The sequence below is a fragment of the Flavobacterium psychraquaticum genome (assembly GCF_034497725.1).
Lineage (GTDB): Bacteria > Bacteroidota > Bacteroidia > Flavobacteriales > Flavobacteriaceae > Flavobacterium > Flavobacterium psychraquaticum.
Window position 1 is genome coordinate 652,328 of sequence record NZ_JAXKVR010000030.1, and the last position, 14,695, is coordinate 667,022.

General features: G+C 34.1%; 12 protein-coding genes. 7 read left to right on the plus strand and 5 right to left on the minus strand.

Features of this window, described 5'->3' with window-relative positions; translation table 11 throughout:
• Positions 1 to 5 precede the first annotated feature (5 nt).
• A complete protein-coding gene (gene panC / locus T1L09_RS12720; protein ID WP_322551344.1) occupies positions 6 to 854 on the minus strand; it encodes a pantoate--beta-alanine ligase in 849 nt (282 codons plus the stop codon).
• Between the two features lie 106 nt (positions 855 to 960).
• Here panC and T1L09_RS12725 point away from each other — a divergent pair, with 106 nt between their 5' ends.
• The 5 genes from T1L09_RS12725 to T1L09_RS12745 all read left to right on the plus strand — a co-directional run bounded on the left by T1L09_RS12725 (position 961) and on the right by T1L09_RS12745 (position 7,334).
• Entirely contained in the window at positions 961 to 1,767 is an 807-nt protein-coding gene (locus T1L09_RS12725; RefSeq protein WP_322551345.1) for a glycogen/starch synthase, read from the plus strand.
• Positions 1,768 to 1,774: 7 nt separating this feature from the next.
• Positions 1,775 to 3,463, plus strand: coding sequence for a BamH family beta-barrel-assembly machinery protein (locus T1L09_RS12730; protein ID WP_322551346.1), 1,689 nt, complete (start codon positions 1,775 to 1,777; stop codon positions 3,461 to 3,463).
• Positions 3,464 to 3,469: 6 nt separating this feature from the next.
• A complete protein-coding gene (glmS, locus tag T1L09_RS12735; RefSeq protein WP_322551347.1) occupies positions 3,470 to 5,317 on the plus strand; it encodes a glutamine--fructose-6-phosphate transaminase (isomerizing) in 1,848 nt (615 codons plus the stop codon).
• Between the two features lie 151 nt (positions 5,318 to 5,468).
• Complete coding sequence (gene atpD / locus T1L09_RS12740) at positions 5,469 to 6,980, plus strand: F0F1 ATP synthase subunit beta (RefSeq protein WP_322551348.1); 1,512 nt, start codon at positions 5,469 to 5,471, stop codon at positions 6,978 to 6,980.
• Positions 6,981 to 7,052: 72 nt separating this feature from the next.
• Positions 7,053 to 7,334 (plus strand): F0F1 ATP synthase subunit delta/epsilon, encoded by a 282-nt coding sequence (locus T1L09_RS12745; protein ID WP_322551349.1) that lies wholly within the window; start codon positions 7,053 to 7,055, stop codon positions 7,332 to 7,334.
• 170 nt (positions 7,335 to 7,504) lie between these two features.
• On the opposite strand, the gene T1L09_RS12750 is transcribed toward T1L09_RS12745, so the two are convergent.
• A complete protein-coding gene (locus tag T1L09_RS12750) occupies positions 7,505 to 9,001 on the minus strand; it encodes an aminotransferase-like domain-containing protein (protein ID WP_322551350.1) in 1,497 nt (498 codons plus the stop codon).
• Between the two features lie 77 nt (positions 9,002 to 9,078).
• Between T1L09_RS12750 and T1L09_RS12755 the strand changes: the two genes are divergently transcribed.
• Both T1L09_RS12755 and bioB read left to right on the plus strand, forming a co-directional pair.
• Positions 9,079 to 10,899, plus strand: a complete 1,821-nt coding sequence (locus T1L09_RS12755) for a TonB-dependent receptor plug domain-containing protein (RefSeq protein WP_322551351.1) — start codon at positions 9,079 to 9,081, stop codon at positions 10,897 to 10,899.
• 221 nt (positions 10,900 to 11,120) lie between these two features.
• Positions 11,121 to 12,206, plus strand: a complete 1,086-nt coding sequence (gene bioB, locus T1L09_RS12760) for a biotin synthase BioB (protein WP_322551567.1) — start codon at positions 11,121 to 11,123, stop codon at positions 12,204 to 12,206.
• A 144-nt stretch (positions 12,207 to 12,350) separates the two neighbouring features.
• Here the strand turns inward: bioB and T1L09_RS12765 are convergent, their stop codons facing one another.
• The 3 genes from T1L09_RS12765 to aspS form a co-directional block, all read right to left on the minus strand.
• On the minus strand, positions 12,351 to 12,548 hold the full coding sequence (locus T1L09_RS12765; RefSeq protein WP_322551352.1) for a cold-shock protein: 198 nt from the start codon (positions 12,546 to 12,548) through the stop codon (positions 12,351 to 12,353).
• Between the two features lie 82 nt (positions 12,549 to 12,630).
• Entirely contained in the window at positions 12,631 to 12,861 is a 231-nt protein-coding gene (locus T1L09_RS12770) for a hypothetical protein (protein ID WP_322551353.1), read from the minus strand.
• Between the two features lies 1 nt (position 12,862).
• Complete coding sequence (aspS, locus tag T1L09_RS12775; RefSeq protein ID WP_322551354.1) at positions 12,863 to 14,608, minus strand: aspartate--tRNA ligase; 1,746 nt, start codon at positions 14,606 to 14,608, stop codon at positions 12,863 to 12,865.
• Positions 14,609 to 14,695 lie beyond the last annotated feature (87 nt).

A 14,695-nucleotide genomic window follows, 5' to 3' on the forward strand; every position in this document is an offset into this window, starting at 1 on the left:
GTTAATTAATTTAGTGAAATATTATCTATTAATCGAATTTTCTCGATAAAAACCGCAACGAAACCTCTGTATTTTTTATTTTCGTCTTTATTTTCGGATGGTAAAAGCGTTTCTTCATCTGCAATTTCGAAATATTCCAATTCAAATTCAGGGTATTTTTTAAATACTTTTTCAACAAAATTTACCGTTTCTTTCATTGAATGCGTTTTGAAAACAGCTGTAGCATCTTTTAATATTTCAAAAATCAGCGCAGCTTTTTCTCGTGCTTTGGGCGAAAGCCTTTCGTTTCTCGAACTCATTGCCAAACCACTAGTCTCTCTAAAAATAGGACATCCAATAATGGCAACCTTCATTTCGTATTTTGAAACTAACTTTTTTACTATTTGTAATTGTTGAAAATCTTTTTCACCAAAATAGGCTTGACTGGGTTTTACGATTTCGAACAAACGCTTTACGATAGTTCCAACACCGTCAAAATGACCAGGTCGATGTTTTCCTTCCATTTGGTTTTCTAATCCATCATACTCGAAAGCTTGAGAAGTGGTGTTTCCTTCGTAAATATCTTCTACAGTTGGCGCATAAACGATAATGTTTTCGTTCAAAGCCTTTATTTTTTCCACATCTAGATCCAAAGTTCTCGGATATTTCTGAAGATCATCTACGTTGTTAAATTGTGTAGGATTTACAAAAATACTGATTACACAAACATCATTTTCTGCAAGTGATTTTTCAAGTAAAGACAAGTGTCCTTCGTGCAAAGCGCCCATGGTTGGAACAAATCCGATGGTTTTATTTTGGTTGATTAATGGGCTTAGAAAAGCACTCAAATCCGACTTTTTATTAAAAACTAGCATTTTTATAACGGTTAATTTGGGTGCAAACTTACTATTTTAGTGGTTAAATCCATAAAAATTCGTAAATTTGCAAGGTTTTTTACAAACAATAATTAACTAGAAACTTATGGAAGACAAGAGGATATTGTATGTATCATCTGAAGTGGTGCCCTATTTAGCTGAAAACGAAGTATCGTTACAGTCGTATGAAATGCCGAAAATGATCAATGAATTAGGAGGTCAAATACGGATTTTTATGCCAAGATATGGTAATATTAACGAAAGAAGACATCAATTACATGAGGTTATACGCTTGTCAGGAATGAATTTGGTAGTGAACGATATGGACATGCCACTAATTATTAAAGTGGCTTCAATTCCGAAGGAAAGAATTCAGGTATATTTTATTGATAACGATGAATATTTTAAACGCAAAGCTACCTTTTCTGATGAAGAAGGTGTTTTGTATCCAGATAATGATGAACGAGCGATATTCTTTGCCAAAGGAGTTGTTGAAACCGTAAAAAAATTAAATTGGGTGCCAGATGTTATTCATGTTCATGGATGGATGGCTTCTTTATTACCGGTTTATTTAAAACATTATTATAAAGATGAAGGTATTTTTGCTGAAACCAAAATTATTTCTTCTGTTTATGAACAAGGTTTTGAGGGTGAATTAGATTCAGAATTATTGAATAAAATTTTATTTGACAATATAGAAAAAGAGGCTGTAGAATTGATTGAAAAGCCTACGTATGAAAACTTAATGAAGCTATCAGTTATGCATTCAGATGCCGTAGTTGTTGGTTCTGAGGCGCTTTCTCCAACTTTAACAAAATTTATAGAAAGTTCAAACAAACCTTTTTTACCTTTCGCTGCGAAAGATACTATAAAAGAAGCGTACACTTCATTCATCAAAAATCACGTATTATAATACCGTTATGAAAAGAAATTTTTTAAAGATAACATTAGCATTAGTAATTGCATTTGCAACATTTTCGTGTGATAAAGATTTTAATTCCGTTGGATCCGATATCATAGGAGAAGATCATTTTAATTTTGAAAAATATGAAGTTCAAAATTTAGTGGCTTATTCTAAAGCAACTGGAGCGGTACAGTCTAATAATTTACCAGTTAATGCATTTGGGATTTATGACAATCCTGCTTTTGGAACCACAAAAGCAAATTTTGTTACTCAAGTAGAACTAGCAGGGATAGATGAAGTTGTAGGTACCAATATTGAAATTAAAGCAAACGACTCGGTTTATCTTTATATACCATATTTTAGTCGTGTTGATAAAGTTGTTGACGGCGAAAATATTTTCATTTTAGATTCAATTTATGGCAATCAAGCGTCAACTATGAGCCTGAAAGTTTATGAAAACGCATATATTTTAAGAGATTTTAATCCAAATCCTGATCCAAATGACATTTTATCTTATTACCAGCGTTATTTTTCAAATGAAAAAGGACTTATAGAAAATAATTTAAATGGAACTGTATTAAACAATAGCACCAAAATTGAAGAGAATTCGCAATTCATTTTTAATAAAAAAGAAATCATTAAATACAAAACGGATGAAGACGGAAATTTTATTGATAGTAATGGTGTTATAGTAACAGATCTTACGAAAAGAGTTGTCAAGGATAGAAAAAAACCTGGAATGTGGTTAAGTCTGGATAAAGACTTTTTTAAAACGAAAGTTTTGATGGCCGCACCAAATAAATTAACTAGTAATACAATTTTTAAAGAATATTTTAGAGGACTATATTTCAAAATGGAGCAAAATCCTGGAGAAGAAGGTCTTTTAGCTATGATGGATTTTTCAAAAGGGAAGATCGTAATTCAATATCACTCAGATGTTACAACTGTTGTTGGAGGTGTTTCTACGATAAAAAATTCTAAAAAAGAATATTCTCTAAATTTAAAAGGTAATACTATTAACTTTTACGATTATGAGAACGATGCGGCTTACCAAACAGCACTCGCTAGCTCTAATGCAGTAATAGGTGATTCAAGGTTATACTTAAAAGGAGGAAATGGCTCTGTGGCTTACATAGACTTATTTGGTGCCGATCAAGATGGTAATGATATTGCTGACGAATTAGAAGAGCTAAGAAATAATAATTGGTTAATTAATGAAGCTAGTTTAACGTTCTACATCGATAAATCAAAAATGAATGTTGATGGCGTAAAAGAGCCAAAAAGAATTTATTTATATGATGCAACAAATAATTTACCGATTCTTGATTACTCCGTAGATAATTCAACCACAACTGATCTTAAAAATAATAAATTCAACTTTGATGGTATAATAAAGGTAGACGAGAATAAAAAAGGAATTTATTACAGAATAAGACTAACAAATTATATAAATAGAGTTATTAATAGTGAAGATGCGAGTCTCAATAAAAATATAAGGCTAGGTTTGAGTTTAACTGAAAATATAAATATTTCTACTAATGGTTTTCTGACTTCGCCTATTTCTTTAGGTTCGCAGCAAACTAGTTTTATTCCAATATCTTCAGTGATGAATCCCTTAGGTACTGTTCTATATGGTAGTAATGTGGCACCTATAAATGAAGATAAAAAGTTAAAATTACAAATATTTTACACCAAACCTAATTAAAATTATATGTGTGGAATTGTTGGTTATATAGGTCATAGAGATGCATATCCTGTAATTATTAAAGGATTGCATCGCTTAGAATATAGAGGGTATGATAGTGCTGGAATTGTTTTATTTGACGGAACAGATTTAAAATTATCAAAAACAAAAGGAAAAGTTTCTGATTTAGAGCTTTGTGCTCAAAATGATAAAAATACTTTTGGAAAAGTAGGAATGGGTCATACGCGTTGGGCAACTCACGGAGTTCCTAATGATGTAAATTCGCATCCTCATTTTTCAAACTCTGGAAAATTAGTAATTATCCATAATGGAATCATTGAAAATTATGAGCCATTAAAACAAGAATTAATAAAAAGAGGTTATACATTTCAATCCGACACTGATACAGAGGTTTTAATTAACTTAATTGAAGAGGTTAAGAAAAATGAAAATTGTAAATTAGGAAAAGCGGTGCAAATTGCCTTAAACCAAGTGGTTGGTGCTTATGCTATTGCAGTAATTGATCTTGAAAAACCAGATGAAATTGTAGCCGCTCGTTTAGGAAGTCCATTGGCAATTGGAATTGGAGAAAATGAGTTTTTCATTGCTTCTGATGCTACACCTTTTATCGAATATACTTCAAACGCTATTTATTTAGAAGATGAAGAAATGGCAATTGTGCGTTTGCACAAACCTTTAAAAATCAGAAAAATCAAAGATGATTCGCTGGTAAATCCATACATTCAACAACTTCAAATGAATTTGGAGCAAATTGAAAAAGGAGGTTATGATCATTTCATGATGAAAGAAATCTATGAACAACCAAGCGTAATTAAAGATACTTATCGAGGAAGACTTTTGGCAAACCAAGGGATTGTTCGTTTAGCAGGAATTGAGGATAATTTAGAAAAATTCACAAACGCGAAAAGAATTCTTATCATCGCTTGTGGAACTTCATGGCATGCAGGTTTAGTAGCTGAGTATATCATTGAAGAATTTGCAAGAATCCCTGTTGAAGTAGAATATGCATCAGAATTTAGATATAGAAATCCTATTATTTATAAAGATGATGTGGTTATTGCAATTTCACAATCAGGCGAAACTGCGGATACTTTAGCCGCAATTAAGTTAGCCAAAGAAAACGGAGCTTTTGTTTTTGGAGTTTGTAATGTTGTTGGTTCTTCTATTTCTCGTGAAACTCACGCGGGAGCTTATACGCATGCTGGACCAGAAATCGGAGTAGCTTCAACAAAGGCGTTTACTACTCAAATTACTGTGCTGACAATGTTGGCCTTACGTTTAGCAAAAGCGAAAGGAACAATGTCTAATTCAGATTACCAACGTAATTTATTCGAATTAGAATTAATGCCAGAAAAAGTACAAGAAGCTTTGTCAACAAATGACGTAGCTAAACAAATTGCAGAAATTTATAAAGATGCTCCTAATTGTTTATATTTAGGTAGAGGTTATAATTTCCCTGTAGCTTTAGAAGGTGCATTAAAATTAAAAGAAATTTCTTATATCCATGCAGAAGGATATCCAGCGGCAGAAATGAAGCACGGGCCAATTGCATTGATAGATGAATCTATGCCAGTTATTGTAATTGCTCCTAATCAAGGACATTACGATAAAGTGGTAAGTAATATTCAAGAAATAAAAGCACGTAGCGGAAAAATTATAGCTGTAGTTACTAAAGGGGACACCCAAGTAAGAGCTTTAGCCGATCACGTAATTGAAATTCCTGAAACAAGTGAACCATTCACACCGTTGCTAACGACAATTCCATTGCAACTATTATCATATCATATAGCAGTTCTGAGAGGTTGTAATGTAGACCAACCTAGGAATTTAGCAAAATCGGTAACGGTAGAGTAACATATTTAAAGCGGAATCGAAAGGTTTCGCTTTTTTATTGTCAAAATTCGAAAAATTAATTGTGAAATTGTTTTAATAAAAACTATCTTTGCACTTTGAAGAATACATCATTTTTTGAACATTAATTAGCTATTAAATAAATACATAAGCAATGTCTAGAATCACAGGAAAAGTTGCACAAATTATCGGGCCAGTTGTTGACGTCGTTTTTAATGACTCAAATAACGTATTACCTAAAATTTACGATTCATTAGAAATCACTAAAAAAGACGGTACTTTATTAGTACTTGAAGTTCAATCTCACATTGGTGAAAACACGGTACGTACCATTTCTATGGACTCTACTGATGGTTTAGGTAGAGGTGTTGAAGTTGTAGCTACTGGAGCACAAATTCACATGCCAGTTGGAGACGCCGTTTTTGGTCGTTTATTTAATGTTATTGGTGATGCAATTGATGGTTTAGGAGATTTACCTAAAACAGGTGCTAATGGTTTACCAATCCATAGATCAGCTCCAAAATTTGAAGACTTATCAACTTCTACTGAAGTTTTATTTACAGGTATTAAAGTAATCGACCTTATTGAGCCTTATGCTAAAGGAGGAAAAATTGGATTATTTGGTGGTGCCGGAGTAGGTAAAACAGTATTAATTCAGGAGTTGATTAATAATATCGCAAAAGGTCACGGTGGACTTTCTGTATTCGCAGGAGTAGGAGAAAGAACACGTGAAGGAAATGACCTTTTAAGAGAAATGTTAGAATCTGGAATTATCAGATACGGAGACGATTTCATGCACTCTATGGAAAATGGAGGATGGGATTTATCTGTAGTAGATAAAGAATTAATGAAAGATTCTAAAGCAACATTCGTATTCGGTCAAATGAACGAACCACCTGGAGCACGTGCACGTGTTGCATTATCGGGTTTAACAATTGCTGAATATTTCCGTGATGGAGCAGGAGACGGACAAGGAAAAGACGTTCTTTTCTTCGTTGATAACATCTTCCGTTTTACGCAAGCAGGTTCTGAAGTTTCTGCACTTTTAGGTCGTATGCCATCTGCGGTAGGTTACCAACCTACATTAGCAACTGAGATGGGAGCGATGCAAGAGCGTATTACATCTACAAAAACAGGTTCTATTACTTCGGTTCAAGCGGTTTACGTTCCTGCCGATGACTTAACTGACCCTGCACCAGCAACAACGTTTGCTCACTTAGATGCTACAACTGTATTGTCTCGTAAAATTGCTGAGTTAGGAATTTATCCTGCAGTAGATCCATTAGATTCTACTTCTCGTATCTTAACACCAGAAATCTTAGGTGCTGAACACTACGATTGTGCACAAAGAGTAAAAGAGATCTTACAGAAATACAAACAATTACAAGATATTATCGCGATTTTAGGTATGGAAGAATTGTCTGAAGAAGACAAATTAGCTGTATCAAGAGCACGTCGTGTACAACGTTTCTTATCACAACCTTTCCACGTAGCAGAACAGTTTACAGGATTAAAAGGAGTTTTAGTTGATATTAAAGATACAATCAAAGGATTTAATATGATTATGGACGGTGAATTAGATCACTTACCAGAAGCAGCATTCAACCTTAAAGGAACTATCGAAGAAGCGATCGAAGCAGGTCAAAAAATGTTAGCTGAAGCATAATCTAGTATTCAGGGTTCAGTCGCAGTGTTCAGAACTGAGACCGTAAACTGAAACTGTAAACTAATTAAAAGTATGATTTTAGAAATAGTATCACCAGAAGCTACATTATTCAAAGAAGAAGTTACCTCAGTAATTGTTCCGGGTATTAATGGTGAGTTTCAAATGCTAAACAATCACGCGGCTATTGTTTCATTATTAACAAAAGGAAACGTGAAAATCACTGCTCAAAACATTAAAATTGATAAAGATTTTCTGCCTCAATTCACTAAAGTAAACGAGCAAACCTATTGGTTACCTGTTAATTCAGGAACAATAGAAATGAATGAAAACAAAGTTATTATTTTAGCAGACTAAAGTAATACAACTTCATAAAGAAAGCCAAGCAGTAATGTTTGGCTTTTTTGTTTTGGAGCTATTTCCAGCTGTCCACTATATCTTTTTTCAAACCTACCAGGTTTTGCAATCTGTTAGGTTTAAAAAAAGGATGCCGTTCCCATCTGGGCTAGGGCAGTAGGTTTATCAATTTACGACAGTACTAAATCGTATGCTTTTTTCAATTTTTGCACTACAATTTCAATTTCGTCTTCTCTAAAATGACCAAAACCAAAACGAATCGCACAAGTATTCTTGTCTTGGTACAAAATAGTTTTAGGAAGAAAAACATTCAGTTGTTCGGCTTGTTTCGCCAATTCTACTAAAGAGATTTTCGGATTAAATTCAAGCCAAAGTGCTAAACCACCACTTGCTTTACTGAAATGAATTTTGTCTTTGAAGGTTTGACTTAAACATTCACATAAAAAATCACGTCGTTGCTTATAAACAATTCCGTTTTTCTTCAACAAACGATGCATTTCACCTTCATATATTAATTCAGACAGCATTTGTTCCTGAATCAAATCGCCTTGTCTGTCGAGCATTTGTAGGTAATTTTTAGCTTCCAAAATCAAATTTTCTGGAGCCACTACAAATCCAGTTTGGAAACTTGGAAATAATGATTGCCCTAACTTCCCTAAATAAATTACTAATCCATTTGCATCCGAACTCGCCATTGGCAACATCGCTGAACCTTCGAACTGAAAATCATAATCAAAATCATCTTCAATTATCGCAAATTGAAATTCTTTGGCAAGTTCTAGCAATTCCAGTCGACGTTCCGCACTCAAAGTAGTGGTTGTCGGATAATCTCTATTCGAACAAACATAAACACAGCGAATACTTCCTTTTGTAAAGTTCTTTCTAATAAAATCAACAACTAAACCTTGTGCATCAACAGGAATCGTTTTGATCTTCGCGCCCGATTGCTGAAAAATCATATTCGAAGCATAATGACTCAAATTGCCAACCAAAACCAAATCTTTCGGCCGAATCAACACTTGCGAAATAATGTACAAACTCATTTCTGTACTTCGAGTACTAATTAAATTTTGGGGCTGAATATGAAATCCTCGCGTAGCATTTAAATAATTGCACAACTGATTTTCAAAAACCGAATGCATATTTTTTGAAGTTGATTTCCATTTTGAAAGCAAGGTTTTTCGTTTCATCGAAGCGCCATACCATTTCGAAAATTCGTGAATTGGATGCAATCTCAAATCGGCTTGCCCGTCATTTATGGCATATTTTGCTTCCGAAAATTCAGCAGTTGAAGCCAAATGAAACGAAGTTTGAAAAGGAAAACCTGTAGTTTTCGCATAAGAATTTATTTCTCCAATCGAATGCGAAGTTGCTTTTATGTTGGCGGTTTTCTTTTCAGGAAGTAAAATGAATGTTCCTTTATTGGGCAAAATTTCAACCCAACCTTGCGAAGCCAATTCATCATAAACCGCAACTGCTGTGTTTCTATGAATTTTCAACAATTGACCAAATACTCGAGTTCCCGGTAAAGCCGTGCCTTGCGTCAAATATCCACGTTGAATAGCATTGATAAGCTGTTGCGCAATTTGGATATAAACCGCCGAACCACTTGATTTTTCAAAGAAAATTAGTTCTTTTAATAACGAATTTACCGGACTATCTGTCATTTTAAAACTGGACTATAGTATTAGTCCGGAAAGTTACGAATTTTGCACCGTTAAAAACAAACCCAATTACCCTAAAAATGAAAAATAAATTTACCTTAGTTGCAATGGCTTTGAGTTCTTTTATCGGTTTTGCTCAAGAAAAAACCAGAACAGATTCGCTAAAAGAAGTAATCGTTTCTTCTTCTCGTATTGATTTGCCTTTTGATGAAAACTCACGAACCATTCAAATCGTAACTGCAGAAGATATCAAAAAACTCGGCATCACAAACGTTGCCGATGCTTTGCAACAAGTAGCTGGGATTGACATTCGCCGTCAAGGAACTAGTGGAATGCAAGCCGATTTATATATTCGTGGCGGAGGTTTCGATCAAACATTATTGTTAATTGACGGAATTAAAGTGGACGATGCACAAACGGGACATCATACTTTAAATCTTGCTTTGCCTATTGAAGTTATTCAAAGAATCGAAGTAATCAAAGGACCAGCCGCGAGAATTTTTGGACCTAATGCATTTACTGGAGCTGTTAATATAGTTACAAAAGACGTTTTTGAAAATTCGTTAATTGCTAAAGTTCAAGCGGGATCTTTTGGTCAGTTTAACGTCGAAACAACGGGTGCAATTAATTTGGAAGAAAGCAGTCATATCGTACATTTTTCTAAACACAGTTCGGAAGGCTATCGCTATAATTCAGATTTTGAAAATACGAATTATGTCTTAAAAAGTCAATTCAACAAAAAGAATTTACCTATCGAATTACTTTCTTCTTATGCCGAAAGAAAATTTGGAGCAAACGGATTTTACGGAATTCCTACAGCAACAGAGCAATATGAAGAAACGCAAGCAAGTTTAGTGGGTTTGTCAACCGTAATTAAAAACGGTAATTTCACTTGGAAACCAAGGGTTTATTGGAGAAGAAACCAAGATGAATATGATTACATAAGAAGTAATCCTTCGGCCTACCGAAATGTGCATATTACTAATAAAATTGCAACAGAATTAAATGGATCTTATGAATCAAAAATCGGAATTACGGGTTTTGGTGTTGAGATGGCTAAATATTTAATTTCGAGTAATCGTTTAGGTGATAATTCTAGAGAAACGGCATCATTATTTTTTGAACATCGTTTTCAATTTTTCGACAATAAGTTTGATGTTACTCCAGGAGTTGCAGTTTCTTATTTCTCAGATTTTGATAATAAAGCTTTTCCAGGATTAGATTTGGGTTACCAATTAGCCTCTAACCTTAGAGTTTATGGAAATATTGGTTATACGTATCGCGTTCCCACTTATACAGATTTATATTACATCGGACCTCAAGCAATTGGAAACGAAAACTTACAACCCGAAGACGCTTTGTCACAAGAAATTGGTTTGAAATGGCATACTTCAAGATTTAATTTTGATTTTGCTGCTTTCAACAGAGATTCAAACGATTTAATTGATTATGTTAGGCTAACAGATGCTGATTTGGTTTTCACACCTTTTAACATACAAGATGTAAATACGAAAGGATTTGAAACCCAAATGGAATATCGTTTTTCTGTAAATACATTACCACAAAAAATTAGATTAGGCTATACTTTTATTGAAGATGACGTAAAAAGTACAAGTGCTGCATATTCGCGATATGCAATAAATTCACTGAAACATCAAGTTGTTGGTGCTTACACTATGGAATGGTTTAAAAACTTCAGCAATTCAGTAGCTTATCGTTATGTAGAGAGAACGTCAGGCGTTAGTTATACGATTTACGACCTAAGTGCTTCTTACCAATTACAAGCGTTAGAATTATCGATCTACGCAAATAACATATTTAATACGGAATACCAGGAAGCCGGAATGATTCCAATGCCAAAAGGAAATGTTTTATTCGGGTTGAAATATATATTTAAATAGAATTCATTACTATAATATTTGAAAATTGACTGCAGTTTCGTCATCCTTTTTCATCGTTTTTGATACCAATAAAGTACGATTATTCAATAATTAAATAAAAAGAAGTTTCAAATACCATAAGTTTTGGAGTGAAATACATTCCTGTTTCTCTTCTGAAAAACACTAAAAACGGTAAAACTATTTTATATAAAAACCTGAAAGTTTACAATCATTGAAATATGATAAATACAACAAGACATAACTGGACAAAAGAAGAAATTATTGCATTATATAAAAAACCAATGATGGATTTATTGTATGAAGCAGCAACGATTCATAGAATAAATCACGATCCAAACGTGGTGCAAGTTTCTACCTTATTATCCATTAAAACGGGAGGCTGTCCTGAAGATTGTGGGTATTGTCCGCAAGCTGCAAGATATCATACAAAGATTTCGACTAATGATTTAATGTCGGTCGATGAAGTAAAAGCACAAGCTTTAAGTGCTAAATCATCGGGCTCTTCGCGAGTTTGTATGGGCGCGGCTTGGCGAAATGTTAAAGATGGTCCAGACTTTGAACAAGTGTTGGAAATGGTAAGAACCATTAATAAATTAGATATGGAAGTGTGTTGTACTTTAGGTATGATTACTGAAAATCAAGCCCATCGTTTAGCTGAAGCTGGTTTGTATGCCTACAATCACAACTTAGACTCATCAGAGGAATACTATAAAGAAGTAATTTCTACAAGAGGTTATGAAGACCGTTTAGAAACGATAGCCAATGTTAGAAAAACAAATGTAACTGTTTGCAGTGGTGGAATTATAGGAATGGGAGAATCTGTAGAAGATAGAGCAGGAATGTTAGTTGCTTTGGCGTCTTTGAATCCACAACCTGAGTCAGTGCCAATTAATGCATTAGTTGCAGTTGAAGGAACGCCGCTAGAAAACGAAAAACCTGTTGAAATATGGGATATGATTCGAATGGTTGCAACTACTAGAATTGTTATGCCAGACACGCAAGTTCGACTATCAGCGGGTAGAACTCAAATGACAAGAGAAGGACAAGCAATGTGTTTCTTTGCAGGGGCAAACTCTATTTTCGCAGGAGACAAATTATTAACCACTCCTAATCCTGATGTTAACGAAGATATGAAAATGTTTGAAATGTTAGGCTTAAAACCGCAACAACCATTTATCAAAAAGATGCAACCCGTAACTATTGAAGCGGAAGATTCAGTGTATCAACCCTTAGGTGAAAAACCAAAATGGACTAGACCTGGGCACACAATTGAGAAAAACATTGAAGCGTCAGCTAGTAGAAAATAAATCGTAATTTATCTAAATACAAAAAAGAGTTGTAGTTATGCAACTCTTTTTTTGTTGAAATAAATAATCCATAATTAGAGTACAAAAAAAGTCCCGATATAATCGGGACTTTTACTTTCTAGGTAGTCAAAAAATATTTTTATATTATTCGATAATTGCAACTTGTGCAGCAACTTTACCTTTTCTTCCTTCTTCTTCTTCGTAGCTTACAGAATCTCCTTCGTTTAAAGATTCGATGCTCATTCCGCTAGCGTGTACGAAAATGTCTTTTCCTGTTTCGTCATCTGTAATAAATCCGTAACCTTTAGATTCATTGAAGAACTTAACTTTACCTGTTCTCATTGTGTATTGTAAATAATTAATAATAACCAAAGATATACTTAATTATAATACAAAAATAAAAAACTTGATTTTTTTTTTGAAATTATTGATTCTCAGGTTCTTTAATCTCTTTTAAACTAAAGTTAAACATACGATCTCGGGTGGCTTTGTTTTTAAACCTTGAGTATAAAAATAAGGGCATCACAACGAATGTCAAGATCAAAATTCCTATTCCAATCCATTTTGCACCGCCGTCTGCATCGTTGCTTATAAAATTTCCATAAACAACAAATCCAACGACAATTACTAGTAAACCAATCAGAATTTTATTCATTTTATCTCAATTTTATGTGTAATTCTTGTAATTGTGAGGCATCAATCGTTGATGGAGCATCAATCATTACGTCTCTTCCTGAGTTGTTTTTCGGGAAAGCAATAAAATCTCTAATGGTTTCTTGACCGCCTAAGATTGCAACCAATCGATCTAATCCAAAAGCTAACCCTCCGTGTGGTGGTGCTCCATATTGGAAAGCACTCATTAAGAAACCAAATTGTGCTTCTGCTTGTTCTGGCGTAAAGCCCAGCAACGTGAACATTCGGCTTTGTAAATCTCTATCGTGAATACGAATTGATCCTCCACCAATTTCATTTCCGTTTAATACCATATCATAAGCATTTGCACGAACTTTTCCAGGATCCGTATCAATCAATTCCATATCTTCTGGTTTTGGCGAGGTGAATGGATGATGCATTGCGTGATATCTGCCACTTTCTTCGTCCCATTCTAACAACGGGAAGTCTACAACCCATAAAGGAGCAAATTCGTCTGATTTTCTTAAACCTAATCGCGTAGCAACTTCCATACGAAGTGCCGATAATTGAGTTCTTACTTTATGTGCGTCTCCCGATAAAATTAAGATTAAATCGCCTGCTTTTGCATTTGTGGCTTCTGCCCAATTTTTCAAATCTTCTTGATCGTAGAATTTATCAACAGAAGATTTGAACGTTCCATCTGCTTCACATTTTACATAAACCATTCCAGATGCACCTACTTGTGGACGTTTCACCCAGTCAATTAAGGCATCAATTTCTTTTCTTGTATAATTTGCACAACCTGGAGTGGCAATTCCTACTACCAATTCAGCTGCATTAAATACTGGGAATTCTTTATGTTTGGCTACTTCATTTAATTCCCCAAATTTCATTTCAAAACGAATATCTGGTTTGTCATTTCCGTAAGTTTTCATTGCATAATCATAAGTAATTCTCGGGAATTTCTCCACAGTAACTCCTTTGATTTCTTGTAATAAATGACGCGTTAAACCTTCAAACATATCTAAAATATCTTCTTGCTCAACAAATGCCATTTCACAGTCAATTTGTGTAAATTCTGGTTGGCGATCTGCACGTAAATCTTCGTCACGGAAACATTTCACAATTTGAAAATACTTGTCCATTCCACCAATCATCAAAAGCTGTTTGAAGGTTTGCGGCGATTGCGGTAAAGCATAAAACTGCCCTTCATTCATTCTACTTGGCACCACAAAGTCACGAGCACCTTCTGGCGTAGATTTAATTAAATAAGGCGTTTCAACATCACAAAATCCTTGGTCTGAAAGATATTTTCTAACTTCCATAGATACTTTATGACGGAATAATAAGTTGTTTTTTACTGGATTTCTTCGAATATCTAAATAACGATATTTCATTCGGATATCTTCACCACCATCCGTTTCATCTTCAATAGTGAACGGCGGTGTTTGTGATTCATTTAAAACCGTAAGTTCGGAAACTAAAATTTCGATATCACCCGTTGCCATATTTGCGTTTTTAGACTCCCGCTCAATAACAGTTCCTTTCACCTGAATTACGAATTCTCTTCCAAGTGCTTTTGCTTTTTCAAAAACGGCTTTATCGGTTCTTTTTTCATCAAAAATCAACTGCGTAATTCCGTAGCGATCTCGTAAATCAACCCAAATCATAAAACCTTTGTCTCTTGATTTCTGAACCCAACCTGCAAGGGTAACTTCTGTATTAATATTTGAAGCGTTCAATTCGCCACAATCATGACTTCTATACATTGTAAAAATATTTTATGCAAATGTAGTAACAAATATCAATTTTATAGGTCTAATTTTAGTAGATTTGATACCACAAAAAATATAAAA

Bases quoted from the DNA above. Each gene is read 5' to 3' on its own strand.
- panC (WP_322551344.1), bottom strand. From the start codon at position 854: ATGCTAGTTTTTAATAAAAAGTCGGATTTGAGTGCTTTTCTAAGCCCA.
- T1L09_RS12725 (WP_322551345.1), top strand. From the start codon at position 961: ATGGAAGACAAGAGGATATTGTATGTATCATCTGAAGTGGTGCCCTAT.
- T1L09_RS12730 (WP_322551346.1), top strand. From the start codon at position 1,775: ATGAAAAGAAATTTTTTAAAGATAACATTAGCATTAGTAATTGCATTT.
- glmS (WP_322551347.1), top strand. From the start codon at position 3,470: ATGTGTGGAATTGTTGGTTATATAGGTCATAGAGATGCATATCCTGTA.
- atpD (WP_322551348.1), top strand. From the start codon at position 5,469: ATGTCTAGAATCACAGGAAAAGTTGCACAAATTATCGGGCCAGTTGTT.
- T1L09_RS12745 (WP_322551349.1), top strand. From the start codon at position 7,053: ATGATTTTAGAAATAGTATCACCAGAAGCTACATTATTCAAAGAAGAA.
- T1L09_RS12750 (WP_322551350.1), bottom strand. From the start codon at position 9,001: ATGACAGATAGTCCGGTAAATTCGTTATTAAAAGAACTAATTTTCTTT.
- T1L09_RS12755 (WP_322551351.1), top strand. From the start codon at position 9,079: ATGAAAAATAAATTTACCTTAGTTGCAATGGCTTTGAGTTCTTTTATC.
- T1L09_RS12765 (WP_322551352.1), bottom strand. From the start codon at position 12,548: ATGAGAACAGGTAAAGTTAAGTTCTTCAATGAATCTAAAGGTTACGGA.
- T1L09_RS12770 (WP_322551353.1), bottom strand. From the start codon at position 12,861: ATGAATAAAATTCTGATTGGTTTACTAGTAATTGTCGTTGGATTTGTT.
- aspS (WP_322551354.1), bottom strand. From the start codon at position 14,608: ATGTATAGAAGTCATGATTGTGGCGAATTGAACGCTTCAAATATTAAT.